Below are 24465 nucleotides of genomic sequence, written 5' to 3' on the forward strand. Positions count from 1 at the left end.
CGTAGTTTCTTCCCATCTTTTTTGTTCTTCCTGTATCCTGCTAAGGGTTTCTTTGCCAAACAAGTTTTTTCCCTCCCATTTGCAAATTTTGAATATTAAATATTGCAGTGAGGAATGGGTAACAGCTTTTAATAAAAATTCTGTTACCCATTCCTTCGTGTTCAATTACTATTAAAACTAAAAGCCAGAAATTATATATTATGCACCTAAAACAGTATGGAGCAATATGGTCCATATTACCATGAAAAGAAGTGCTATGGGATATGTGGCACCATAACCGGTAGCAACCTCATCAGTTCCAGTAGCTTCTATAGCCGCACCTAAACCGGGTGTGCTGGTCATTCCGCCACATATTGCTCCAGAAAGAAGTATCCAGTTAATCTTCCATATATACCTTCCAATTAAAAATCCTACTAATTCGGCAAATAAACCTGCTACAAATCCTATAACACAAAGTATCACACCTGTCTGTTTTACTACTTGTACCACACCGGCTCCGCTATCAAGACCTACAATCGCAAGGAAAAACGCAAGACCAAGTTCTCTAAAATTTGCCAGAGTTTCCTTGGGCATTCTGGTATTTAAAGAACCTATTTTACCGAAATATCCCAGTAAAAGTGCTGATATCAATACGCCACCTGTTGTTTCTAACTTTATAGGTGTTGCAATTCCTGGAATTCTGAAGGGTATACTTCCTATAATTATTCCCAATGCAAGTATTATACAATAACTTAAGAGATTGAATTTTTCTTTTACCTGGGTAGGCTCTGCCTTCGGGTTTTTATCTCCCTGTCCCCCCTGCATCATTTCTATCCTATATTGTTCTAATTCCTTTTTTACATCTATCCGGAATATTAATGGAGCTAATTGAACAAAAAGTATAACAACTATTACGCCAAAGGGGTAAGCTACTGCATGCCCAATAGTAATGTTTGGATTATTTTTCGTAGCTTCAAGAGCTGCTGCAAGGCCAGGTGAGCTTGTCAGTGCTCCAGTATAAGTTCCCGATACCAGATAAGGGTCAAGAGTACCCTGGTAAATCAAAGTAAGAATATAAGTTGCAAATGCTCCGGCAAAAGTTATTATAATTCCTAACAAAACAAATTTAAGTCCGTATAGTTTTATTACCCTTCCTATATCCTTTGCCGCCAATAAGCCAACAGCTGATACAAATATTATTAAACTGAAGGTAAAAAGAACCTTTTCAGGTTTATATCCGAGAGCCCCAAAAACGAGGCCCACAAAAAGTGCTCCCGATGTCTCAAGGCTTATACCCTTTACCTTGATTTTCCCTAAAATCAATCCAAGAGCAGTAACAACAAACAGGATGAAAAATTTATTGCCCATTACACTTTTAATAAACGCATCCACAGTTTCCCCTCCTTAAAATTTAAATTAAAGATTTTAAAAAATACAAGCTTTATAATATTGAATTCATCCTCCCTTCTTTCATAAATTTTATATGCCAGGAAAAAGCTTCTTCAAGAATATGCGGAGTATGGGTTAAACCTGCTTTTTCTATCGCCTTATTGAAGTATTCCATTAAAGCATCTTTATAATCAGGATGTGCACATTTTTTAATAATCTCCTTGGCCCTTTCCTTAGGACTTAATCCCCTTAAATCAGCAAGGCCTTGTTCTGTAACGACAACCATTACATCATGCTCAGTGTGGTCTACATGAGAAACCATCGGTACTATGCAGGAAATCGCCCCGTTCTTTGCAGTAGAAGGAGTAGCAAATATGGATATATATGCATTTCTTGTAAAATCCCCTGAACCTCCGATGCCGTTCATCATCTTTGTCCCCATGATATGAGTTGAATTGACATGTCCATAAATATCCACTTCAATAGCCGTATTCATTGCTATAACACCAAGACGCCTTATTATTTCAGGATTATTACTTATTTCCTGCGGCCGGAGTATGATTTTCTTTCTGTAAAAATCAATATTCTTGTAGAATCTATCAAGGCCTTCTTCCGAGGGAGTAACAGAAGTGCCGGAAGCAATTACCATTTTCCCGCTGTCCAAAAGGTCAAAAACCGCGTCCTGAATTACTTCTGAATAGAATTCCAGTCCTTCAAAAGGTGAATCCAATAGGCCTTTTAAAACTGCATTAGCTATATTCCCTACGCCTGACTGGAGAGGAAGCAGGTTTTTCGGGAGCCTTCCCTTTTTAACCTCATTTTCTAAAAAATCTATAAGATGTTCGGATATTTTTTTAGACGTCTCGTCAACAGGTGAAAGAGGTCTTACACTGTCCTTTCTATTGGTAAGGACGATAGCAGCGATTTTATCAGGGTTGCACGGTATATAATCTTTCCCAATTCTCTGATCTACCCTGGTTAAAGGAATAGGTTTTCTATCAGGTGGATTTTCCGGTGTATAAATATCATGCATACCCTCAAGTTCTAAAGGATGACTTTCATTCAACTCAATTATCACCTTTTCCGCCATTTCCACAAAAACAGGGCTGTTGCCCAGAGAAGTAGCTGGAACTATACCCCCATCCTCCCTAATGGCAACAGCTTCTATAATTGCTACATCAATCTTCCCAAGAAAACCATATCTTATCATCTGCGGCATATGGCTAAGATGAAGGTCCACAAATTCTATTTTTCCAGAATTAATGGCATTTCTTATACTTTCATTGGTCTGATAAGGAATTCTTTTTGCTATTGCATTGGCCCTTGAAAGAGTCCCGTCAAGCTCGTCACCTACAGAAGCACCTGTATAAAGTATTATTTTTAAATTTTCCCTCTCCGCTCTTTTTGCAATTGCCATCGGTACTTCTTTTGGGTAACCGGAGGGAGTAAATCCACTGGTTGCTACTGTCATACCATTCTTAATTAAATTGGCCGCTTCGTCTGCACTCATAATTCTGTCTTTTAACGTTGGCAGACGCAATCTCTCTCTCGAAACATTCATAAAAATTATCACCTCGCTGTTTTTTTATAAAATAAAAACGGCCTAAGACAGCAAAATATCGCTATCTTAGGCCGCACATTACCTGCTTTTATGATAAAAGTTATTTTCTATCATCCACAGGTAAATGGCCCTCTTATTTTATTAAATTTATTTTAAGAAATTATTCATCCTTGCTTTCAATATTTTTTAAATAGTTCTTATATCTTAGCTGACATATTTTCAAAGCTGTTATTATAGATTTTTTAGCAGTGCCTAAGTATTGCCTTTCAAATATATTGATTATTTCATCAATTTTATTGAGATTTTTTCCTATTACAGCATCTCTAAAAAATTGTTTGGCAACGGATGTGGCAAGTGTAATATCTGCATCAATTATTTCGGCATTTTCTTTATTAATTCGAAGTGCTATACCCACTACATCGTAAAGCTTATACGCAGTCGTTTCTTCTGGAAGTTTAGCATATCCTGTTATTAAAATTTCAGATTGATTTACCCTATTCATACCAACACCCTGTATATTTGTGATAAGTATAACTTTATCTTTTATATATTATTTCGATAAAAATATAAAATTTCCTTCTTATTTTTTTATGTATACAATATTTTTTAGTTTTCAAAAACATAAGTTTTTTAATATAATATATTTAGCAATTTTTCACCAATTTTGAGACTTAAAGGAAGGGATTTTATGTTAAGGAATACCCAAGATATTCTTGAAAAAATAAATATTTTAAAAAACCTGCTACTAAATAACAATAAAAATAATGTATTAACGGGGGCCGGAATTAGCACCGAAAGCGGTATCCCCGATTACAGGAGCAAGGGCACGGGGCTCTGGGAAAAATTTGACCCTATGAAATACGTCAGTGTAACAGCACTTATGACGGATCCAAAAAAGTTCTTTGATTTTAATATACCCACCTGGACAAAATACGTTAATGCACAACCAAATATTGCTCATAAGGTAATAGCAAAACTTGAGGAAATGGGATACATACAAACAGTAATCACTCAAAATATCGATGGTTTACATATTAAAGCTGGTTCAAAAAGGGTAAGAGAAGTGCACGGGCATTTAAGGACTTGTCATTGTATGGAATGCAATAGAACCTATCCCTTTGAAGAAATGGCTAACCAATATTTCGCCGGAAAAAATCCTCCTCACTGCAGTTACTGTAATGGTATGCTCAGGCCTGACGTGGTTTTGTTTGAAGACCCCATGGGAAAGGATTATTTAAAAGCCCTTGAGGATATGGAAGGATGTGAACTTTTAGTAGTGGTAGGGAGCAGCCTTCAGGTTTACCCTGTAGCGGACCTTCCTTCCTTTGCAAAAAAATTGGCCATCATCAACAAAGAGGAAACCCCCTGGGATAGGTATGCAGACCTTGTAATTCATGAATCCATAGGAGAGGTGTTTAGACATCTTGCAGATATAATGCAAATTAATGTCAATTGATATAATAAAGTTTTATAGCAAAACCTTAATTTTTTCCTTGATTTTTATATTATCCACTTTTACTTCACAGTTAAAAGCAAATATATCAACACCGGCATTCCGAGCCTTGATTAGTTCTTCAGAAAAAACTTTATCCATTTCCCGGTTAGGGCGAAAAATCTCAGCATCTTCCCTTTGCACAATAAAAAGGACACCGGCAGAGTAACCTTCTTTTTTGGCTTCAATCAAATGTTTTAAATGTTTTGTTCCCCTTACTGTCGGTGCATCCGGAAAAAAAGCCACCGCATTCTTTACAAGGGTTACCCCTTTAACTTCCAAAAAATAATCTATGCGTTCGGAATTACCCAGTCCTATATCAAAACGGCTATCTTTAAATCTGACTTCCGTTTTTAAATTTATATACTCTTCAAAAAAGGGAGCAAGAGCTCCCCGTTTTATTTCTTCAACGGCAAGTTTTGAAGGAATTGAGGAATCAACAGAAATTAAATTTAAATCCTTTTTGACAAATATTAAATCATATTTATGCTTCCTATTTTCATTTTTTGATTCAAGCAGTATAACTTCCGCCCCCGGTATAAATAGTTCTTTTAGCCTCCCGCTATTTGGAACGTGAACGGTAATCTCTTTTTCGTTTAATAAAACTTGCGCCTCAAATCGATTCAGCCTTTTTACAAAAATCGCTTCAATTTTTTCGCCCTCTATTTTCATATTCTTCTCCTTATAAAAATAATCTAAAGCCCCTTTTTATATCGGCGGTTTTTATAAAATAAGTCCTGTTAGGGTTTAAAAAGAATTCAAAAGGAAAACCAAGCCCCTGTCCGTATATATCAAGAATTTCCACATCCTCCACATCGGGATGAGTGGTGAAAAACTTTTGGAGCATGATCCCAAAAGGTTTTGCCAGAATATTTGCAAAAAGAAAAGCTACTAATATATTTAATAAACTAAAGTGTTTATAAAAGATTAATACAATAACAAAAGCAAGAGAAAATAAAAAATTGGCGGCAGCAATAGAAGTTCCGCATCGTGGGTGCAGTGCTAAACTTATTTCTCCCCGTCTCATCCTTAAAAGGCCTTCCCGGGCTGCATCTAAAATTTCGTAAGGAGGGGGAAGGTCCGGCCCCGATAGGGTAAAACCATTGGAATAAGCAAGCCCGCCTATTCTTAAATTTCGCCCATATCTTTCTTCCAGCACATTTACAGTGGCATGCTCTAAGCTGTGATTTTTTCTTACCCTTTTATCCGCGGCAATTTTTATTATCTGCCAGGGTATTGTTATAACATTATAAAAAGAGTTAAAAATTAAAACATAGGGCAGTAAAAATAATGAACCTATTATAAAAAATATCAGAAAGGGAAGTATCAGATACGGGAAGAAAAAAAATATTAACAAAAGCATTAATAAAAAGGGCATATTATTACCTTCCTTTTTCTAAATTTAAATTTATTTTTTATACCTAATAATCATTTTATAAAATTTGCTTTGTTTTTGCTATACCTGTGAATTAAACTTAATAAAAATGGGTGCGTTTTTTGCACCCTTATTCTTTTCTTTTTGGTTTTCTTCCCAGGTAAATTCTTTCCGGATCCACCTTCATCCTTAAAATCATTAACTCTTCTTCCGTAGGTGGCTCCATAACTCTGCATCTTGAAATATCAAGATCAAATCCCGTATTCTGTTTTACAAATTCCGGGTCGATTCCCGGATAAATTTCGTCAAGGTAAAGTATACCCGTTTCGGGATCGGGTTTCATTTTGCAAAGGTCGGTGACCACTACCAAATCTCCGCCCCTGAAAAGCCCGTAATCGAATCTCGTCTCCCCTTTTGGCCCCCTCATTCCCGCCGGTGTAGTTAAATATTGGACCTTCTCGGGGAGGCGCCTTTTCTCGTGGACCATCATGGCGATTATCTTATCCGCTAAGCTGGCTATACTGTTTGCCCCTCCACTCCCTGTAAACCTTACATCCGGTCCTCTTCCCGTTTCGGAAACCCCTTTAGGCCAGTAGCTACCTATTGCTGTTGAATTAAGGTTACCGTATTTATCGCATTCAGCTGCTCCGAGAACTCCGAGGGTACAGTATCCCCTTGCCGCTAAGGTTCCGAAAGCATCTACAAGAGTGGAAAGGGTAGATGCCTGATAGCACGCTCGGGGGTCCGCAACGGAAACGGGTATATGTTCAATTTTAGGACCTACCGTGCCCGCTTCCAGGATTATTGTCATATTAGGAGCATGGGTATGCTGGGCAAGCATAGCGGCAAGAAGGGGTAATCCTGTCCCTACAAACGCAAAGGCCTCGTCGGGCATTTCCCTTGCCGTTGCCACAGCCAAAAGTTCCATATAGGTGTATTTATCTTTTTCCAGACCCATTTTTATTAAGTATTCTTCATATTCCTTAACATTTATATCTAAAGGCATTTTTTCACCCTTCCCTCAATTGAATCTGTCAAGGTTCGGATTATAGTGGTATTTAGGATCGGTTCTCAATGAAAAAAGTTTTTTAATTCCTACCTTATTATATAAGTAATCCCAATCATCCTTGGTTTCCTTTACATGCTTTTCCCAGAATTCCTTTACTTTTTCCTTTGGCTGATGATTAACCTCTTTTACGTAATTCTTAAACCACGAATAATCGTAATCATAGTAATTGGGAACGGCACTGGGGTAAGCACCGAAGGGTTGTTCCACAATAGCATGTACAAAATGAGCAGCTATCTGGTTATGTTCCGGAACGGCTCTTAACTCTTCCGGCGGACATATTCTTTCACATTCGACAATTAAAATCCTTCCGCAAAGGGATTGATCCAGGTCCGGACCTATAAGTCCTTCTATTCTTACGGTGCCGTCGAGAGCAACTCTCTGAGCCCTTACTACACATACTTCGGGCATTAAAGGTGGTACAAGGGCTACCTTAACTCCTTCTTTTCCGGTATACTTTTTCGAATTTATCTTGCCATCTCTGTAAGCATTAGTCTTATTTACGCAAGAATCTTCCCCGCTTAAAAACCTTCTGGGTCTTAACCCAAATCCCTCAAAGGGGTCGTCTATAATTTCATATTTTTTGGGAGGTATTCCGGGGTGAATAAACTCTCCGTTTTCCTTCTTGCCTCTTAGCCCGGCTTTTTTGAATGTATCGTATTCGATAAGATCGCTGCCAATATCGCCAAGACAGGGCATAAAAGGAAGTCCCAATCTTCCTGCTAAAGTCCTCTGAGCAAAGCTCCAGTTACTGTAATCTTCTATAAGTTCGATTTCTCCCGATTCAATGGCCTGCCTTATAGCATAAGCAACGGGCATGCCACCTTCCAGGCCTAAGTAAGTGGTTTCGAGCCACTTGATTAATCCCGCTCCAGCCAGCATTTCTTCAACCAGTGTTCCACCGTTCATGGTAACAAAAAGGTTGTCTATTCCCTGCCTTACAATCTCCCTGGCAATTGTCATAGGTCTCCTTAATATCGTAAATCCGCCAAAGGCTATGTGGGTTCCCGGCTTAATAAACCTTTCAACAGCCTCTTTTGCGGTCATAACCTTGTTTTTAAGTTCGGAGTTGCTCATAATCTTACTCCTCCTTTAGTAAAGGAATAACTTCCTTTAGTTTCTCCGATAAAAGTTGTAAGAATTTTACTTTTTCATCAAGGTATAAAATAGAATTTTCCAGTTCTTTTTTCAAACACTCTCTTTCTTCTCCTTTTATACCTTGGCTTTCTTTAAAAAATTCATCATATCTTTCAAGAGCCTGTTTTGAAAGGATTTCTGCTTCCAGCAGACTGTTATTGCAGGCATTTAAAAGCCATATATAGTTCATTAGATTTTTCATTATAATTCCCCCTGATCCAGTTGTATTTTAAGCCATAGGAGTTTTGTTTTCGGGAGTTTTTTCCTTAACAAAGGTTCCTGTAAAAATTAATATCATACCTATTAATATCCCCGGAATTAGAGGGTCTATATTCTCGGGTAGAATAAATTTCCCTATCAGCACCGTTAATGGGCTTATAACCATTGACAGGATTGCAAATCTCCTGTCAACCCTTCCTCTCATAAATATTGCCGCACATAAGGGAGCAAAAACTGTAGCTCCCCGAAGTCCCATAGACATAAAGCTCCACTTTAAAATCAGGGATTTCAGGTTTCCGGTGATGAATAAGAGCGTGATGCTCAAAACCGCTATTATACTTAATCTCGTTACCTTCAGCAAAACACTGTCATTGGCCTTTGGATTAATAAATTTTGCATATATATCCTTTGCAAAGATGGTGCTGATCCCCAGCGTAAGCCCGGAACCTGTTCCTGCAACGGCAATGAGTAAAGTTGCGAGTATCACTCCTCCCAGCCAGGGGTTTAAATGGTTTATAACGAACAAAGGTAACGCCGAGGCTGGATTTATGCTGGGAAAATTAGCCTTCATATAAAGTCCTATTAAAATTCCCGCTATACCGATTGGAGGAATAATTATAGCACTAATCAATGCACCTTTTTTAGCTTCTTCTACGCTTTTTCCTGATACCACCGCCTGGAAATAGGTCTGTGTGGAAATAACGCCTATAACCAGCGAGAAACCTGCTGCAAAATCTACCCAGAATCCTCTCCCGAATAAGTTAAAGTATGGGTTTGCCGGAAAGGTACTAAATATTCCCGGTAATCCTCCCAGGCCTTTATACGAAATAATGCCTCCCACCAGCATTGCAAGATATAAGAGTAAAAGTTTTGCCACACCGACAATTCCCGCACCCCATACCCCACCGAAAATCACGTAGGTAGCCATAATTAATATCGCAATTACTGCAGCCGAAAAAGGCAGCATTTTAAACATTGATGTAATCAAGGCTACGGCAGAAAGAACCTGAGCTACAATATTTAAAAACATGCCAATAGAAACAAAAATACTGGAAATAGGCCCTGCAATTTGCCCGAATTCCTCGCAGAGAATTTGAGGTATTGTACCTTTATTCATTTTATAAAAGGGTTCGGCAAAAAAAAGCGCCAGAACCAGACATCCTATACCGGCTCCTAAGGTGAACCACCAGGCAGAAAGCCCGGAAACAAAAGCAAGCTGAGCCGTTCCGATGGTAGACGCGCCTCCTACCAGCGTTCCCGTTATTGCTCCGACAATTACGGATGAATCCGCTCTTCTTCCTCCCGTAGAAAAATCGGAAGAACTTTTTATATTCCTACCCGAAAAATATCCGAGAAAGGTGATAAAAAGCAGTGTAATCACTATTCCGAAAGTATGTTCATAGGTAAGGTTGTACAATTTAAAACCTCCTTATCGTCTATATTTTGTCTATTTTTATTATTTTTTGTAAATTGCCAAACTTTTAACTAACTTGTCTGATTAAATGATACAATAAATTAAAAAAATAATCAATAATAATAAATTATAAAAAAAATACCACCCCGGAGGGTGGATATAATAAAACTTTTTCAGTTTTTTAGAGGATTTTTACAATATCCTTCAAAATTACATCCGCTGCAGAATTCTTTATAAAATTCTAAGGATATTAAGGAAAGATTTTTTTTCAAATCAGAAAAACAAACTGAATCCCCTGCAGCAAATTTTAAGTGCTTTAAAGCCAAATTATCCAAACTTTTTACCTCATCTTCTGAACTCAACGAATAATGACAAGTATAATCTTTAAGATATTTACATTCTCCGCATACATCATCAGGACCCTCTACGACCTTTACCGTATCTCCCTCGGCCATTTTTTTCTTTATAAATTGCACATTTTCTTTAAACCTTTCATCAATTCCATCACCATCGTAATAATTCAAACAAATTAAATGATGCCCTCGAAGTTTAATCATAGGCTGTTGTCATCTTTCCTCAATAATATTTAAAAATTCTTCCGCAATCATATCCGGATAAAGACCATTTCTGTAATTTCTGCGGGCTACAATGTAATCAGCCTGCATACCCTTTTCGTAAATCTCCTTTATTTTAGCAGGTATTTCTACGTAATTTCCAATTTCTCTATAGTTTTCATCCAGGAAAATAAAAGTGGGAATTCGAGGTTTTCCATCGTATTTATAATTTTCTAAAATTTCTTCATGACCTTCTTTTGGCAGTATTGCATAATCTATGACTCCCGAGGTTTTTGCCATTTTTATAAGGACGGGAACGGCGGCAATGCAATCGGGACACCAGCTTTCAGCAAAAACCAGGACCTTTATTTTTTTATTGATTTCATTAATTCTTTCCAACAATTTATCGCTAAAGTTTATTTTGCCGTAAATATCCTCAATCTTTTTCCTCGTTTTTTCGTCAGCTTGTTCTAAAAAATCTTCAAAATCTATCCCCTTTAAAAAAAGCTTTTTAAAATCCATCATCCTCCCGTTAGCTCAAGCTGAATCTTTTGCTTGAGGCTGGGCTATTTATATTCCGCCCTTTTTAATGCATCCGATCCCAGCAGGCGGTTTTTCGGATACATTATACTCACCTTAATATAAAGTATAGCATAAAAATTTTTTTAAAACATCGATTGTATCTTACTTATAAAAAACTTATTATCTTTTATTTAACGTAAAATTATGATATATTTTGATTTAACAACATCAATCTTCAAATTTTTCCTTTTTTAGATACCGGAGGTAAAATATGTTATCACAGATAAAAATACCCCAGGACGTTATAGAAGTTATAAAATGTTTCAAAAATAGCGGTTATCAAGCCTATATAGTAGGAGGGACAGTAAGGGATGCGCTTTTAGGAAAAGAAAATTTTGACTATGACATATCTACCAGTGCCCGGCCTTATGAAATACAAAAAGCTTTGCCAAAAGCAATTCCTTACGGTGAATTTGGAACCTTTTTGTATGTTCTAAAGGACAAAAAAATAGAGATAACTCCCTTTAGAAATGACGCTCCGGGAAGAAAGCCCCAGTACGGTTTTGCTGGCTCTATTGAAGAGGACCTGTCAAGAAGGGATTTTACAATAAATTCTATTGCTTACGATCCTATCGAAAATAAAATTATTGACCCCTTCGGAGGAATAGAAGATATTAAAAATAAAATAATAAGATGCACCGGTTCTTCAAAAAGAATCTGGGAAGACCCTCTCAGGGCATTAAGAGCGGTAAGGTTTATGGCACAGCTCAATTTTTCCATCGAACCTTCCACATTATACACCATAAAAGCAAAATCTGCACTATTAGAAACTATTTCCAAAGAAAGGATCAGGGATGAGTTTTCAAAAATACTCCTATCTGATAATTCTTACGAAGGCCTTAACATGCTTTTTTTGACAAATCTTTTGGATTATATTATACCTGAACTTTTAGAAGGAATGGGAGTTGAACATTACAATAAACCCTATGATGTATTGGAACATAATCTTATAATGAGTAAGTACCTTTCAAAGAAGTTATACCTTAAGCTTGCCGGAGTTCTGCATGATGTAGGAAAGCCCTTTTGTGCCCAAAAAAAGGAATACGGATTAGAATTCCCCAACCACCATGAGATATCTGCCAGAATAGCCGAAGAAGTTTTAAGAAGGTTAAAGTACGACTCAAAAACCATTAAAAAGGTGATCCATTTAATAAAACATCATATGTTTATTTTTTACCCTGAAGATGACCTTTATAAAGCAAGAAAGCTTGTTTTTACTGTGGGGTGGGAGAATATTTACGACCTCATTGAAATCAGAAAAGCCGATAGGCTTGCCAGCGGTTTTCCCCAGGCAATAGGCCCGGGATTATCAAGTCTCATAAACAAATTAGAAATTTTGCAGAAAGAAAAATTAGATTATAACCTAAAGGACTTAGCCGTAAAAGGCGATGATTTAATTAAAGCCTTTAATTTAAAGCCGGGTCCTCTAATAGGTCAAATTTTGAGCTATCTTTTGGAAGAAATTTTAAAAGATCCATCTTTAAATGAGAAAGATACTCTCCTTGAAATGGCAAAAAATAAATTTTACCCCAAGAAGGAGGAAATGTAAATGAAAATCGGTTTAATAAGTGATACCCATGGAAGTGCAGAAGCCTTTTTAAAAGCCTTCGATATTATTAAAGACTGCGACCTCATAGTGCACTCGGGGGATGTTTTATACCACGGCCCGAGAAACCCGCTCCCGGCAGGTTATGACCCGCAAAGATTAGCCCGTTTATTGAACGAATGTAATAAACCCATTGTTGCAGCCTGCGGTAATTGCGATGCCGATATAGACCAGCTGTTGTTGAGATTCCCCCTTCAAAACAGCTATGCTTTAATATATACTTATGCAAAAAAAATAGTGGCCATTCACGGCCACGATAAACCTCTTGAGGACTGGTTGAGCCTATGTAATGATTGGGGTGTGGATTTTTTAATTGCAGGACATACTCATGTTAAAACTATTGAAAAAATAGGCAATGTAATGCTTATAAATCCCGGTTCAACCTCTTTACCAAAGGACGGTATTCCTTCCTGCGGAATAATCCTCGAGGATGTGGTAAAACTTTACAATATTGAGTCAAAAGAAGTAGTATTAGAATACAAATTAGTATAGTCCAATATCTTTTCTAAAATGCATTCCTTCAAAATATATTTCCTTCAAAGCATCATACGCCTTTTCCCTTGCCTCGTTTAATTTTGCTCCCATCGCTGTTACCGAAAGAACCCTGCCGCCGGATGTGTAATATTCATTACCGGATTTTAAAGTGCCCGAATGAAAAACAAGAGCTCCTTTTTGCTTTGCCTTTTCAAGGCCTATTATTTTTTTGCCTTTTTCGTACTTGCCGGGATACCCGCCCGATGCGGCAACCACATTTACTGCAAATAGTCCTTCCCATTCGATGGTTTGTTTATCAAGATTCCCGTTAATTATACTTTCAAAAATTTCTACAACATCACTTTTTAAAAGCGGCAATACCGCCTGAGCTTCAGGGTCACCAAAACGGCAGTTGAATTCAAGTACCTTAGGACCTTCTTTTGTTAGCATTAAACCCGCGTAAAGAATACCTTTATAGATTATTCCTTCTTTCTTTAAACCCTCCAAAGTTCTTATTAGTATTTTCTTATAGATATCTTCCATTAAATTACCATCCACATCCGGGCAGGGACAAATCGCCCCCATTCCACCCGTGTTTGGCCCTTCATTATTATCAAAAAGCCTTTTATGGTCTCTGCTGGGAAGCATGGGGATTATAGTATTCCCGTCACAAAAAGCAAGTACCGTGACTTCCCGTCCTTCTAAGAATTCTTCAATAACTACCCTTTCTCCCGAACTACCGAAAACTTTCTTCACCATTAAATCTTCTAAAGCTTCCTGTGCTTCCCTTTTATCCCGGGCAATAATCACTCCCTTTCCCTGGGCTAAACCTTCCGCTTTTATAACAACTGGAAATTTTTGCCCATCAATAAATTCCATAGCTTTCCTGTAATCGTCAAACACCTCGTAAAATGCGGTGGGAATGGAATATGTTCTCATAAAATTTTTGGCGTAAACTTTGCTGCTTTCAAGTAGCGCACCTTCTTTTACAGGGCCAATAATATTTAATCCTCTTTTATTAAATTCATCAGAAATACCCAGTGCTAAAGGTGTTTCAGGTCCTACCACCGTAATATCTATATTTTTATTTAAAGCGAAATCTGCAAGGCCTTCAATGTTTTCCGCATTTATATCGACTCTCCCGGCTATTTCATCCATTCCTGGGTTGCCCGGTGCCGCGTAAATCTCCTTTACCTTTTTGCTTTTAGCAAGGGCATAACAAAGAGCATGCTCCCTTCCGCCCTGGCCAACCACCAATATCCTCATTATTTCCCCTCCAAGGTTTTAATTTAATGCTTAAAGTGCCTTATTCCGGTAAAAACCATCGCAATGCCCTTTTCGTCACATGCTTTTATTGATTCCTCATCCCTTATTGATCCTCCCGGCTGGATGATGGCTTTAATTCCAGCCTTAGCCGCCTCTTCTACTACATCCGGAAAAGGGAAAAATGCATCCGAAGCAAGAACGGCATTTTGTGCCTTTTCCTTTGCCCAGGAAATTGCCTGCTGGGTAGGCCAGAGCCTGTTTACCTGGCCCATGCCTATACCAACCGTGCATAGATCCTTTGCAATTACTATGGCATTGGATTTAACATGTTTTACTACCTTCCAGGCAAAGATCAAATCCTTTAATTCTCTTTCAGCAGGTTTTAATTTTGTTACGTATTTTAGCTCTTTTAAATCAAAATCCATTGAATCAAAATCCTGGACAAGGATTCCCCCGCCAATCTTTTTAATATCAAAACCATCCTCATGTAGGTTTTTATATTCGCTTATTTCCATTTTTAATATTCTTAAATTCTTTTTTTGTTTAAGCAAATTTAAAGCTTCTTCGTCATAATCGGGAGCAATTACTATTTCTAAAAATATGCTGTTCAAGACTTTTGCCGTCTCCACATCGACTTTGCGGTTAAGGGCAACTATACCACCGAAAATGGAAACAGGATCCGCATTATAGGCCCGGGTAAATGCATCGTAAATACTTTCTCCCAGAGCAACCCCGCAGGGGTTAGTGTGTTTAATAGCCACAGCGCAGGGTTCTTCAAACTCCGCAGCAATAGTTACAGCTGCTTCTATATCATTAATATTATTAAAAGAAAGCTCTTTACCGTTTAAAATTTCGGCTGAAAAAAGGCTCCCTTTTTTAGTTTTTACTTCTTTATAAAGAGCCGCCTCTTGATGAGGATTTTCCCCATAGCGAAGCTTTTCTACCTTTTCGAAGGTAAAAGTAAGGGTTTCGGGGAATTTTTGAATTTGAACTCCCTTTTGTTTCAAGGTTTTTCTGAAATAATCCGCAATAACCGCATCGTAATGGGAGGTATGTTCAAAAACTTTTAAAGCGAGTTCAAACCTTTTTTCAAAACCCACATCTCCCTTTGCCCTTAATTCTTCGATAATATTAAAATAATCTTCCGGATCGCAAATAACAATTACATCTTCAAAATTTTTTGCTGCTGCTCTGAGAAGGGTAGGACCACCTATGTCTATATTCTCTATAACTTCCTGAAAATCCACCTTTTCCTTTAAAATGGTGTTTTTAAAAGGGTATAAATTAACTACTACCATATCTATAGTTGAAATACCCTGTTGTTTTAACTGCCACATATGCTCTTCATTTTTTCTCCTGGCAAGAATCCCTCCGTGCACCTTTGGGTGCAGGGTTTTAACCCTGCCTTCGAGCATTTCCGGAAACCCGGTATAATCGGAAATATTAATCGTGATAATTCCTTCCTTGCTCAGTATATCCGCAGTTTTACCCGTGGAAATTATTTCATATCCCATTTCCACAAGGTTTTTTGCAAATTCCACCACATTTTTCTTGTCATATACCGATATTATTGCTCTCTTTTTCTCCATCATCGCCAAGCCCTCCCGTAATTTTCACCCTTCTATTTTCTATTACGAGCCTTTTCTCCGCAAAAAGCTTAACAGCAAGGGGAAGTATTTCATGTTCCACCTTTTTTACCCTTTCCGCAAGGGATTCAGGTGTATCTTCATCCAGGACCGGTACCGCCTTTTGCAAAATAATAGGCCCCGTATCGGTGCCTTCATCAACAAAATGCACCGTTGCACCCGTCACTTTCACTCCGTATTTTATTACCTCTTCATGCACTCTCCTTCCATAAAAACCCTTACCGCAAAAGGAAGGTATCAAAGATGGATGAACATTTATAATTTTATTATGAAATTCTCTTACAAAATACGGAGATAATACCTTTAAATAACCTGCAAGCACCACCAGTTCTACTCTATATTCTTTTAAAATTTCTACTATCTTTTTTTCGTAATCCGTTTTTTCTCTAAAATCCTTTTCATCTATGAAATAACCCGGAATTCCTTCTTTTTCAGCTCTTTTTAGGGCAAAGGCTTCTTTTTTATTGGATATTACTACCGAGATTTCACAGGGTAAAAAACCCCGTTTCACTCCATCGATTAAAGCCTGCAGGTTTGTTCCTGTGCCTGAAACGAGAACTCCCACCTTTACTTTTTGCAAAATGTAACGCCCCTTTCTCCCCTAACTACATCTCCTATGACAAAAGCTTTTTCTTTTTTTTCTTTTAGCAGGCTTAATATTTTATCCACTTCTTCTTCAGAAACCACCAGGATTAGTCCTATACCCATATTAAATATTCTGAACATCTCGGCTTCTTCGATTTCCCCCGTGTTTTTAATAATATTAAATATAGGAGGTACTTCCCAGCTATTGGTAAAAATCCGAAAACTCAAATCCTCTTTTAAAATCCTGGGCGGGTTTTCGACCAGGCCACCCCCTGTAATATGAGCAATTCCTTTTATCTTAAAATCCTTTAAAACCTCTAAATCCTCTTTATAAATCTTTGTGGGAGTTAAAAGTTCTTCTCCAAGGGTTTTACCCAGCTCTTGGATATAAGTAGTGTAGGTAAGCTTTGCTCTTTCAAATAGCACTTTTCTTACTAAGGAAAATCCGTTGCTGTGAAGTCCGGAAGATGAAATACCGATTACCACATCCTTCTCGGAAATACCCGATCCATCAATTATTCCATCTTCATCCACCGCTCCCACCGCAAATCCTGCCAGGTCGTACTCTTCTTCCCCGTAAAAGCCCGGCATTTCCGCCGTTTCGCCACCTATGAGAGAACAACCAGCTTTTCTGCATCCTTCCGAAATCCCGTTGACAATTTTTTCTATCTTCTCGGGAATGAGTTTCCCGCAGGCGATGTAATCCAGGAAAAAAAGAGGCTCAGCACCCGTTACCAAAATATCATTTACGCACATGGCCACCAGGTCAATGCCAATAGTATCGTGTACGTCCATTTCCTGCGCAATCTTTATTTTTGTTCCTACTCCATCGGTGCCGGAAACAAGAACCGGATTTTTATATTTTTTAAGGTCAAGTTTAAAAAATCCTGCAAATCCTCCCAAGTCGCCGATAACCTCGTTCCTGTAAGTAGAACGTACATGTTTTTTTATTAACTCTACTGCCTTATTGCCCGCATCTATATCAACGCCTGAAGATTTATAGGTCATTTTTTCCATAGCCTTCTCTCCCGTTCAACATTTTTCAAATAGATACTTTCTTCCCTCTCTCGGTACTTCCACGGGGTATTCTCCTGTAAAACACCCAAGACAAAATCCTTTTTCCTTTCCCGTTGATCTTATTAGCCCTTCGGTACTTAAATACCCCAGGCTATCCGCCCCTATGCTTTTCATTATTTCCTCTACACTTAAACTTGAGGCAATTAATTCTTTCTTTGTAGGTGTATCTATTCCAAAATAGCAGGAATATTTGACGGGTGGGGAGGTAATTCTAACGTGTACCTCTTTGGCTCCCGCTTCTTTCAGCATTTTTACTATCTGTCCGCTGGTAGTGCCGCGAACTATGGAATCGTCTATCATGACAAGCCTCTTACCCTTTATTTCTTCCTTTAAAGGATTCAGTTTTAATCTCACTCCGAGGCTTCTCAACTTCTGCCCCGGTTGAATAAAGGTCCTGCCTATATACCTGTTTTTAATCAGACCAACCCCATAGGGGATTCCAGATTCGTAAGCAAAACCCATTGCGGCAGCTGTTCCCGAATCGGGAACACCTATAACCAGATCCGCATCGCACGGACATTCACTGGCAAGTATCCTTCCCGCATTGAACCTTGCCCGGTGTACATTAATACCGTCAATCGTGCTGTCGGGGCGGGCAAAGTAAACAAACTCAAAAATGCACAGGGATTTTTTTGCATTAAAAGGCTTAATACTGTTTACTCCCTTTTCATTAATGATTAATATCTCACCGGGTTCTACGTCTCTAATAAATTCCGCTCCAAGAGTATTAAAAGCACAGCTTTCAGAAGAAATTAAATAGCCTCCATTTAATTTTCCGAGACAAAGAGGCCTTAAGCCATAGGGGTCCCTTATGGCTATTAAAGAATCCAGAGTCATCAGGGCAAGGGCATAGGAACCTTTAATGTATTCCATTGTTTTTATAATAGCATCGACAAGGTCGCTTTTAGTTTCTCTTGCAATAAGATGGGCAATTACCTCGCTGTCAACAGTTGTCTGAAAAAAGGCTCCCTTCTCTTCCAGGTCCCTTCTTAAAATATCGGCATTTACCAGGTTTCCATTGTGTGCTACCGCTAAAAAGCCATTTTTGTATTTTACTACGAAGGGCTGAGCATTCACTGCAGTATTGGATCCCGTAGTAGAATACCTGACGTGCCCAATGGAAATTTTACCCTGAAGGGAATCCAAAACTTTTTCATCAAAAACCTCGTTAACAAGCCCAAGGTTTTTATGGTACAGTATCTCCTCTCCATTGCTTACAGCAATTCCCGCACTTTCCTGACCCCGGTGCTGCAGAGCAATTAGAGCATAAAACACTGTTCTGGCTATGGTGGGATCGGTTTCCTTCAAATAAACTCCGAAAACCCCGCACTCTTCTTTTAATTTGTCACTTCCCATTATTTCTCCAAAGCCCATTTTAAGGAATTCCTCCAAATATATGAAATTTCATCTAATCCCAATGAAATTTTCTTCACCCTGCTATTTTTTACCGTAAACTCAAAATCATCCTTATCTACAAAGCCAAGGACCTGATAAATAATCCCTTCTTCTTCGGCCAATCTTTTAAATGTAGAAAACTCTTTTTCATCTATGCTTACTATTATCCTTGACTGAGCTTCACCGAAAAGGACGGCATCCTCACGCAAAGATGTATAAATCTCTCCTTTAAATCCAAAACCTCCAGTTATGGCACATTCAGCCAGGGCTACAGCGAGCCCTCCTTCGGACACATCGTGAGCTGACCGTAAAAGACCAAGTTCTATTGCTTTCAAGCAAAAATCCTGTACCATTTTTTCTTTTTTCAGGTCGACCTTTGGAGGCTTTCCATACCTTATTTTATGAACATTTTTTAAATACTCACTACCGCCAAGTTCTTCGGTATTTTCACCAATTAAAATAACCAGGTCTCCCTGTTTTTTGAAAGATTGAGTGGTATGTTTTAAAATATCCTCCATCAATCCTACCATTCCAACCACCGGAGTTGGAAGAACCGCCTTATTCTTTGACTCATTGTAGAAGCTTACATTTCCGCTTACAACCGGTATTTTAAAATATTCTGCAGCTTCGGCCATACCCTCGATGCACTTTGCAAACTGGTAAATAACCTCATTTTTTTCTGGATTTCCAAAATTAAGACAATCGGTTATGGCTAAGGGAGTTGCTCCGCTCACAACTATGTTTCTTGCCGCTTCAGCAACCGCCTGTTTTCCGCCTTCATAGGGGTCTAAATAACAATAATAAGCATTGCAGTCACAGGTCAAAGCAAGCCCTTTTTTGGTGCCTTTTACTCTCAAAACTGCTGCATCCGAACCCGGAGTTACCACCGTATCCGTCCTTACCATGTAGTCATACTGATGATAAACGAGAGATTTATCGGCAATATTCGGCAAAGATAAAAGAATTTTAAAAACCTCATTTAAATCTTCGGGGACTTCAACATTTACAATATCCTTTTCTTCCTGTTTTATAGGTTCCCTTATCTCGTGAATTACCTGCGGCGCCCCTTCTGCCAGGGATTTTGCCGGTACTTCAGCAATTTTTCTCTCTTTTTCCAGTACCCTTAGCATCCCATCACCGGTGACTTTTCCGATTTTGACGGCGTTCAGGTCCCATTTTTTAAAAGCCTTGATGACTTCCTCTTCGTATCCTTCTTTTACTATCAAAAGCATCCTTTCCTGAGATTCCGAGAGCATCACTTCGTAGGGGGTCATCCCCTCTTCCCTTTTTGGCACCAGATCCACATCTATTTCTATTCCCGTTCCCGCTCTTGCGGCAGTTTCCGAACAGGCTGAAGTTAAACCGGCAGCACCTAAATCCTGTATGCCCACCACAAAATCGAATTTCAGCACTTCCAGGCATGCCTCAATAAGCAGTTTTTCCATAAAGGGGTCTCCCACCTGAACGGATGGCCTTTTTTCCTTGGAATCTTCTGAAAGTTCTTCTGAAGCAAAACTGGCACCGTGTATGCCATCCCTCCCCGTCAAAGCACCCACCAGCATTACGGAGTTACCTACACCCCTTGCGGTTCCCCTTTTTATTTCGTCCTTTTTAATAATTCCAACGCACATAGCATTAACCAGGGGATTTTCCTCGTACTCATCGCTGAAATAAGTTTCACCACCCACAGTAGGTATGCCTACCGAATTACCGTAATCGCCTATGCCCGCTACTACATTGCTGAAAAGATATTTAACCCTGGGGTTTTCCAGATTTCCAAATCTCAGAGAATCGAGCAAGGCAACAGGTCTTGCTCCCATTGCCACAATATCGCGAATTATTCCACCCACTCCCGTTGCTGCTCCTTGATAGGGTTCAACTGCAGAAGGGTGATTATGACTTTCGATTTTCAAAACTACCGCTAAGCCATCATCGATATCCACTATTCCGGCATTTTCACCGGGGCCTACCAGAACCCTTTCTCCCTTCGTAGGAAATCTTCTCAGGTACTTTTTTGAATTTTTATAGCTGCAGTGCTCCGACCACATTACCGAATACATTCCGAGTTCCACATGATTGGGCTCTCTTTTCAGGGTATTTACAATTTCCCTGTACTCGTTTTCATTTAAACCTAATTTTAGTGCTTCTTTCAGCATGGTCATAGAGCCCTCCCTTTTATAAATTCTAGTACGGATTCAAAAAGCCTTTTCCCATCGGTATTTTTTAGAATTTCCTCCGCACACCTTTCCGGATGGGGCATTAGCCCAAGAACGTTTTTGTTCTCATTGCAAATTCCGGCAATATTCATAACGGAACCGTTAGGGTTGGATTCCTCCGTAACATTTCCATCTTTATCACAATAGGTAAAAATTATTTGCCCGTTATTTTTTAATTTTTCTAAGGTATTTTCAGGGGCATAAAAATTACCGAATCCGTGCGCAACCGGCATCTTAATAATTTCACCTTTTTTATAAAGATGAGTAAAGGGCGTATCGTTATTTTCCACCCTTAAATAAACCTCATGGCAGTGAAACTTCAGATCCCTGTTTTTCATCATCGCTCCTTCTAAAAGACCGGCTTCAAGTAAAATCTGAAATCCATTACAAATTCCAAGAATTAGCTTTCCTTTTTCAAAAGCCTTTACAACACTTTCCATAGCCTTTGAAAAACGGGCAATAGCCCCTGCCCTTAAGTAATCACCGTAAGAAAATCCCCCCGGAAGAACTATTAAATCAAAATCTTCGGGAGAAAATTTCTCCTTATGAAAAACATATTCTGTATTTTGCCCCATAACATCTTTTAAAACATGATAACAATCCAGATCACAATTGGAACCAGGAAATACAATAACCGCACACCTCATTTTTCTTCCTCCATAATAGTAAAGGTGAAATCTTCAATTACGGGATTTGCAAGAAGGCTTTCGCACATTTCCCTTACAGTCTTTTGGGCTTCTTCCTTAGATTCGGCTTCCAATTTTAAAAAAATTAACCTCCCTATGCTCACATCATAAACCTTAGAAAATCCTAAGTGATGCAAAGCTCCCTTAACGGCTTGTCCCTGAGGGTCTAAAACGCCCTTTTTGTACATGACCCTTATTTCCGCATAGTACATAATATTTCCCCCTTTAATCTTTTAACCTGTTATAAACTTCCCTGTAGGCTTCTATAATATTACCCAGGTCCCTTCTGAACCTATCCTTATCCAATTTTTCTTTTGTATTAATGTCCCAGAAACGGCAAGTATCGGGAGAAATTTCGTCAGCCAGAAGTATTTTCCCGTCCTTTTCCCCGAATTCCAGTTTAAAGTCCACCAGCAGGATGCCTTTAGTCATTAAATATTCTTTTAAAATATTGTTTATATTGAAGGCCATCTCTTCTATCTTTTTTAATTCTTCTTCTGAGGCAATACCCAGGGCTATAAGGTGGTAATTGTTAATCATGGGGTCACCCAATCTGTCATCCTTTAAACAGAATTCAAGAACCGGCCTTTTCAATTCAAATCCTTCCTCAATACCGTATCTTTTGGCCATGCTTCCTGCGGCTATGTTTCTCACTATTACTTCTATGGGGAGTATTTTAACTGATTTTACAAGCATCTCCCTGTCATTTAGCCTTTTTACATAATGGGTATCAATTCCTTTTTTTCCCAGAAGTTCAAAAAATATGGTAGAAATTCTGCAGTTTAAAATTCCTTTATCTTCTATTACCCCTTTTTTCTTTCCATCAAAAGCTGTAGCTTCATCTTTAAATTCCATTATCAGTAAGGATGGGTCGGAAGTTTTATAGACCTTTTTAGCCTTACCTTCGTAAAGGAGTTCTAATTTTTCCATTTTTATTCCACCTTTCCCCATTTTTTTACCAATTACACATTTAAATATTCCCTGTATCCCTTTTCTTCCAAATTCCTTGCTTTTTCTTCCACTTCTCGTCTCATCTTTTCCTTATATTCTTTAATCTTATTTCTAACTTCGGGGATTTTTATTCCTATTATCTCCGCTGCCAGCAAACCCGCATTTTTTGCATTATTAATAGCAACGGTAGCCACCGGTACCCCTGCCGGCATTTGAACAATTGAAAGAAGGGAATCCAAACCCTGTAAGGCAGAAGTTTTTACGGGAACTCCGATAACCGGAAGGCATGTTATTGAAGCTACCATACCCGGCAGGTGAGCCGCTCCACCGGCCCCAGCTATTATTACCTCCAATCCCCTATCGGCACAGCTTCTCGCGTAATCAAACATTCTTTCCGGCGTTCTATGGGCTGATACGATGGTAATTTCGTATTCAATTTCGAAGTATTCAAGAACCTCCGCCGCTTCTTTCATTACCGGCAAATCGGAATCACTGCCCATTATGATACCTACTAACGGTTTATTCATTTTCTTACCTCCGATGTTATTTTTAGTAATTTTTTTGCCTTTACAGCCTTTTCGATAGCTTTTTCTATATTTTCATCAAGAACTGTAATATGCCCCATCTTTCTAAAGGGTTTGGTGATACTCTTCCCGTAAAAATGAAAGGATAAACCTTCTATCGAAAGGGCTTCTTTTAGTCCCTCGATTAAAGGAGCACCTTCGTATCCCTTTCCTCCCAGTATATTTACCATCACTGCCGGTATCAGTAATTTTGTGCTTCCAAGGGGCAAACCCGTTATTGCTCTAATATGTTGTTCAAACTGGCTTGTAGTACATGCTTCAATGGTATAATGTCCGGAATTGTGAGGCCTTGGTGCCACCTCATTTACCAATATTTTTTTATCCTTAGTAAGAAACAATTCTATGCCAAAAACGCCTATTCCATTTAATATTTCCACCGTTTTTACGGCAATTGCTTTAGCCTCTTTTTCTACATCCTCAGAAATTTTTGCAGGTGCAATAACCATATCGCATATATTCGCTTCTTCATCAAAAATCATCTCCACCACCGGGTAACTTTTCATTTCTCCCTTGCTGCTTCTTGCCACCATTACTGCAAGTTCTTTTTCAATATCCACATACTCTTCTAAATAAGATTCCACTTTTAAAATTTTTTTAAGATCCTCATAACCTCTAATTAGCTGGACTCCCCTGCCGTCGTATCCACCTTTTCTTGCTTTTTGAACACAGGGAAAACCGAAATTTTTAAAACAGCCTGGTTCCAAAGATTCAAGCAATTTAAACTTTGGGACCGGAATTCCCGCAGCATATAAAACCTGTTTTTGCAGAAACTTATCCTGGATTATTTCCAGCAAAGCCGGCGAGGGAAAAATTTTATATCCTTCATCCATAAGTATTTTTAAAATTCGAGTACTAATATGTTCAATATCATAAGTGATAACTTCACTTTCCCCCGCAAGATCTCTTATTTTGTCTTCATCGTAGAAATCCCCCACCAAAACCCTGTCACAAACCGAAGATGCCGGGCAATCAGGTGCCGGGTCCAATACCGAAACAAAAAAACCCATCTTTTTTGCGCTCTGCGCCATCATTTTAGCCAGTTGTCCCCCACCTATGATTCCTATCTTTGCCAGGGGAAATCCATATTTATCTTTCATATAATTACCTCCGCCTTATTAATCGATATAAATTATTTCGTCGCTGATTTAACTATATTAGAACTATGTAAAAAATTTATTGTTCGTTTTTATACGAATATTATTATGATTAAT

25 protein-coding genes are annotated in these 24465 nt (G+C 38.6%); 3 read left to right on the plus strand and 22 right to left on the minus strand.

The annotated features are described in order from the left end of the window. Positions 1–198: 198 nt before the first annotated feature. The 3 genes from ACPLOV_RS02155 to ACPLOV_RS02165 all read right to left on the minus strand — a co-directional run bounded on the left by ACPLOV_RS02155 (position 199) and on the right by ACPLOV_RS02165 (position 3431). On the minus strand, positions 199–1371 hold the full coding sequence (locus tag ACPLOV_RS02155) for a YidE/YbjL duplication (RefSeq protein ID WP_424909451.1): 1173 nt from the start codon (positions 1369–1371) through the stop codon (positions 199–201). A gap of 49 nt (positions 1372–1420) precedes the next feature. Beyond that, complete coding sequence (locus ACPLOV_RS02160) at positions 1421–2929, minus strand: acetyl-CoA hydrolase/transferase family protein (protein ID WP_424909452.1); 1509 nt, start codon at positions 2927–2929, stop codon at positions 1421–1423. A gap of 160 nt (positions 2930–3089) precedes the next feature. Then, positions 3090–3431, minus strand: coding sequence for a DUF3870 domain-containing protein (locus ACPLOV_RS02165; protein WP_424909453.1), 342 nt, complete (start codon positions 3429–3431; stop codon positions 3090–3092). Between the two features lie 186 nt (positions 3432–3617). Between ACPLOV_RS02165 and ACPLOV_RS02170 the strand changes: the two genes are divergently transcribed. Beyond that, positions 3618–4385, plus strand: a complete 768-nt coding sequence (locus ACPLOV_RS02170) for an NAD-dependent protein deacylase (protein WP_424910508.1) — start codon at positions 3618–3620, stop codon at positions 4383–4385. Positions 4386–4397: 12 nt separating this feature from the next. On the opposite strand, the gene sfsA is transcribed toward ACPLOV_RS02170, so the two are convergent. From sfsA to ACPLOV_RS02210, 8 genes are all read right to left on the minus strand, one after another. After that, positions 4398–5093, minus strand: coding sequence for a DNA/RNA nuclease SfsA (gene sfsA / locus ACPLOV_RS02175; RefSeq protein WP_424909455.1), 696 nt, complete (start codon positions 5091–5093; stop codon positions 4398–4400). 10 nt (positions 5094–5103) lie between these two features. Beyond that, positions 5104–5799, minus strand: coding sequence for a DUF6391 domain-containing protein (locus ACPLOV_RS02180; protein ID WP_424909456.1), 696 nt, complete (start codon positions 5797–5799; stop codon positions 5104–5106). A gap of 127 nt (positions 5800–5926) precedes the next feature. Continuing rightward, entirely contained in the window at positions 5927–6802 is an 876-nt protein-coding gene (locus ACPLOV_RS02185) for a CoA-transferase subunit beta (protein ID WP_424909457.1), read from the minus strand. 15 nt (positions 6803–6817) lie between these two features. Beyond that, positions 6818–7939 (minus strand): CoA transferase subunit A, encoded by a 1122-nt coding sequence (locus ACPLOV_RS02190; RefSeq protein ID WP_424910509.1) that lies wholly within the window; start codon positions 7937–7939, stop codon positions 6818–6820. A 4-nt stretch (positions 7940–7943) separates the two neighbouring features. Then, positions 7944–8201 carry a hypothetical protein gene (locus ACPLOV_RS02195; RefSeq protein ID WP_424909459.1) on the minus strand — a complete coding sequence of 86 codons (258 nt, stop codon included), beginning with the start codon at positions 8199–8201 and terminating at the stop codon, positions 7944–7946. A gap of 27 nt (positions 8202–8228) precedes the next feature. Further along, positions 8229–9635 carry a sodium:solute symporter family protein gene (locus ACPLOV_RS02200; protein WP_424909460.1) on the minus strand — a complete coding sequence of 469 codons (1407 nt, stop codon included), beginning with the start codon at positions 9633–9635 and terminating at the stop codon, positions 8229–8231. 170 nt (positions 9636–9805) lie between these two features. Further along, positions 9806–10189: a DUF1284 domain-containing protein gene (locus ACPLOV_RS02205; RefSeq protein WP_424909461.1), complete on the minus strand. Its 384-nt coding sequence runs from the start codon at positions 10187–10189 to the stop codon at positions 9806–9808. 9 nt (positions 10190–10198) lie between these two features. Continuing rightward, positions 10199–10711 (minus strand): thioredoxin family protein, encoded by a 513-nt coding sequence (locus ACPLOV_RS02210; RefSeq protein ID WP_424909462.1) that lies wholly within the window; start codon positions 10709–10711, stop codon positions 10199–10201. A 268-nt stretch (positions 10712–10979) separates the two neighbouring features. Between ACPLOV_RS02210 and ACPLOV_RS02215 the strand changes: the two genes are divergently transcribed. Further along, positions 10980–12317, plus strand: coding sequence for a CCA tRNA nucleotidyltransferase (locus tag ACPLOV_RS02215; RefSeq protein ID WP_424910510.1), 1338 nt, complete (start codon positions 10980–10982; stop codon positions 12315–12317). Next, positions 12318–12866 carry a phosphodiesterase gene (yfcE, locus tag ACPLOV_RS02220; protein ID WP_424909678.1) on the plus strand — a complete coding sequence of 183 codons (549 nt, stop codon included), beginning with the start codon at positions 12318–12320 and terminating at the stop codon, positions 12864–12866. On the opposite strand, the gene purD is transcribed toward yfcE, so the two are convergent. From purD to ACPLOV_RS02275, 11 genes are read right to left on the minus strand one after another with little or no spacing between them, the layout of a single operon-like run. Next, entirely contained in the window at positions 12858–14114 is a 1257-nt protein-coding gene (gene purD / locus ACPLOV_RS02225) for a phosphoribosylamine--glycine ligase (protein WP_424909679.1), read from the minus strand. The two genes, yfcE and purD, sit on opposite strands and share 9 nt — an antisense overlap. Positions 14115–14137: 23 nt before the next feature. Beyond that, on the minus strand, positions 14138–15703 hold the full coding sequence (purH, locus tag ACPLOV_RS02230; protein ID WP_424910605.1) for a bifunctional phosphoribosylaminoimidazolecarboxamide formyltransferase/IMP cyclohydrolase: 1566 nt from the start codon (positions 15701–15703) through the stop codon (positions 14138–14140). Further along, on the minus strand, positions 15669–16340 hold the full coding sequence (gene purN / locus ACPLOV_RS02235) for a phosphoribosylglycinamide formyltransferase (protein ID WP_424909680.1): 672 nt from the start codon (positions 16338–16340) through the stop codon (positions 15669–15671). The genes purH and purN overlap by 35 nt, the downstream gene beginning before the upstream one ends. Beyond that, on the minus strand, positions 16328–17353 hold the full coding sequence (gene purM, locus ACPLOV_RS02240) for a phosphoribosylformylglycinamidine cyclo-ligase (protein ID WP_424910606.1): 1026 nt from the start codon (positions 17351–17353) through the stop codon (positions 16328–16330). Before purM ends, purN begins: the two co-directional genes overlap by 13 nt. Before the next feature lie 24 nt (positions 17354–17377). Further along, positions 17378–18796, minus strand: coding sequence for an amidophosphoribosyltransferase (gene purF / locus ACPLOV_RS02245; RefSeq protein ID WP_424909681.1), 1419 nt, complete (start codon positions 18794–18796; stop codon positions 17378–17380). After that, positions 18778–20973 carry a phosphoribosylformylglycinamidine synthase subunit PurL gene (gene purL / locus ACPLOV_RS02250; RefSeq protein ID WP_424910607.1) on the minus strand — a complete coding sequence of 732 codons (2196 nt, stop codon included), beginning with the start codon at positions 20971–20973 and terminating at the stop codon, positions 18778–18780. The genes purF and purL overlap by 19 nt, the downstream gene beginning before the upstream one ends. A 2-nt stretch (positions 20974–20975) precedes the next feature. Next, positions 20976–21680 carry a phosphoribosylformylglycinamidine synthase subunit PurQ gene (purQ, locus tag ACPLOV_RS02255; RefSeq protein WP_424910059.1) on the minus strand — a complete coding sequence of 235 codons (705 nt, stop codon included), beginning with the start codon at positions 21678–21680 and terminating at the stop codon, positions 20976–20978. Continuing rightward, positions 21677–21931 carry a phosphoribosylformylglycinamidine synthase subunit PurS gene (purS, locus tag ACPLOV_RS02260; RefSeq protein ID WP_424910511.1) on the minus strand — a complete coding sequence of 85 codons (255 nt, stop codon included), beginning with the start codon at positions 21929–21931 and terminating at the stop codon, positions 21677–21679. Before purS ends, purQ begins: the two co-directional genes overlap by 4 nt. A gap of 13 nt (positions 21932–21944) precedes the next feature. Further along, positions 21945–22649, minus strand: a complete 705-nt coding sequence (purC, locus tag ACPLOV_RS02265) for a phosphoribosylaminoimidazolesuccinocarboxamide synthase (RefSeq protein WP_424908616.1) — start codon at positions 22647–22649, stop codon at positions 21945–21947. 32 nt (positions 22650–22681) lie between these two features. Next, positions 22682–23197: a 5-(carboxyamino)imidazole ribonucleotide mutase gene (gene purE / locus ACPLOV_RS02270; protein WP_424908617.1), complete on the minus strand. Its 516-nt coding sequence runs from the start codon at positions 23195–23197 to the stop codon at positions 22682–22684. Continuing rightward, positions 23194–24351: a 5-(carboxyamino)imidazole ribonucleotide synthase gene (locus tag ACPLOV_RS02275; protein WP_424910512.1), complete on the minus strand. Its 1158-nt coding sequence runs from the start codon at positions 24349–24351 to the stop codon at positions 23194–23196. Before ACPLOV_RS02275 ends, purE begins: the two co-directional genes overlap by 4 nt. Positions 24352–24465 lie beyond the last annotated feature (114 nt).

Origin of the sequence: Thermovenabulum sp., assembly GCF_049723235.1 — a bacterium.
Taxonomy (GTDB): Bacteria; Bacillota; Thermosediminibacteria; order Thermosediminibacterales; family Thermosediminibacteraceae; genus Thermovenabulum.

Bases quoted from the DNA above. Each gene is read 5' to 3' on its own strand.
- purQ (WP_424910059.1), bottom strand. From the start codon at position 21,680: ATGAGGTGTGCGGTTATTGTATTTCCTGGTTCCAATTGTGATCTGGAT.
- purH (WP_424910605.1), bottom strand. From the start codon at position 15,703: ATGGAGAAAAAGAGAGCAATAATATCGGTATATGACAAGAAAAATGTG.
- purE (WP_424908617.1), bottom strand. From the start codon at position 23,197: ATGAATAAACCGTTAGTAGGTATCATAATGGGCAGTGATTCCGATTTG.
- ACPLOV_RS02160 (WP_424909452.1), bottom strand. From the start codon at position 2,929: ATGAATGTTTCGAGAGAGAGATTGCGTCTGCCAACGTTAAAAGACAGA.
- ACPLOV_RS02195 (WP_424909459.1), bottom strand. From the start codon at position 8,201: ATGAAAAATCTAATGAACTATATATGGCTTTTAAATGCCTGCAATAAC.
- ACPLOV_RS02165 (WP_424909453.1), bottom strand. From the start codon at position 3,431: ATGAATAGGGTAAATCAATCTGAAATTTTAATAACAGGATATGCTAAA.
- ACPLOV_RS02215 (WP_424910510.1), top strand. From the start codon at position 10,980: ATGTTATCACAGATAAAAATACCCCAGGACGTTATAGAAGTTATAAAA.
- sfsA (WP_424909455.1), bottom strand. From the start codon at position 5,093: ATGAAAATAGAGGGCGAAAAAATTGAAGCGATTTTTGTAAAAAGGCTG.
- purL (WP_424910607.1), bottom strand. From the start codon at position 20,973: ATGCTGAAAGAAGCACTAAAATTAGGTTTAAATGAAAACGAGTACAGG.
- ACPLOV_RS02205 (WP_424909461.1), bottom strand. From the start codon at position 10,189: ATGATTAAACTTCGAGGGCATCATTTAATTTGTTTGAATTATTACGAT.
- purS (WP_424910511.1), bottom strand. From the start codon at position 21,931: ATGTACTATGCGGAAATAAGGGTCATGTACAAAAAGGGCGTTTTAGAC.
- purM (WP_424910606.1), bottom strand. From the start codon at position 17,353: ATGACCTATAAATCTTCAGGCGTTGATATAGATGCGGGCAATAAGGCA.
- ACPLOV_RS02190 (WP_424910509.1), bottom strand. From the start codon at position 7,939: ATGAGCAACTCCGAACTTAAAAACAAGGTTATGACCGCAAAAGAGGCT.
- ACPLOV_RS02210 (WP_424909462.1), bottom strand. From the start codon at position 10,711: ATGATGGATTTTAAAAAGCTTTTTTTAAAGGGGATAGATTTTGAAGAT.
- purD (WP_424909679.1), bottom strand. From the start codon at position 14,114: ATGAGGATATTGGTGGTTGGCCAGGGCGGAAGGGAGCATGCTCTTTGT.
- ACPLOV_RS02180 (WP_424909456.1), bottom strand. From the start codon at position 5,799: ATGCCCTTTTTATTAATGCTTTTGTTAATATTTTTTTTCTTCCCGTAT.
- ACPLOV_RS02170 (WP_424910508.1), top strand. From the start codon at position 3,618: ATGTTAAGGAATACCCAAGATATTCTTGAAAAAATAAATATTTTAAAA.
- ACPLOV_RS02185 (WP_424909457.1), bottom strand. From the start codon at position 6,802: ATGCCTTTAGATATAAATGTTAAGGAATATGAAGAATACTTAATAAAA.
- ACPLOV_RS02275 (WP_424910512.1), bottom strand. From the start codon at position 24,351: ATGAAAGATAAATATGGATTTCCCCTGGCAAAGATAGGAATCATAGGT.
- yfcE (WP_424909678.1), top strand. From the start codon at position 12,318: ATGAAAATCGGTTTAATAAGTGATACCCATGGAAGTGCAGAAGCCTTT.
- purC (WP_424908616.1), bottom strand. From the start codon at position 22,649: ATGGAAAAATTAGAACTCCTTTACGAAGGTAAGGCTAAAAAGGTCTAT.
- purF (WP_424909681.1), bottom strand. From the start codon at position 18,796: ATGGGCTTTGGAGAAATAATGGGAAGTGACAAATTAAAAGAAGAGTGC.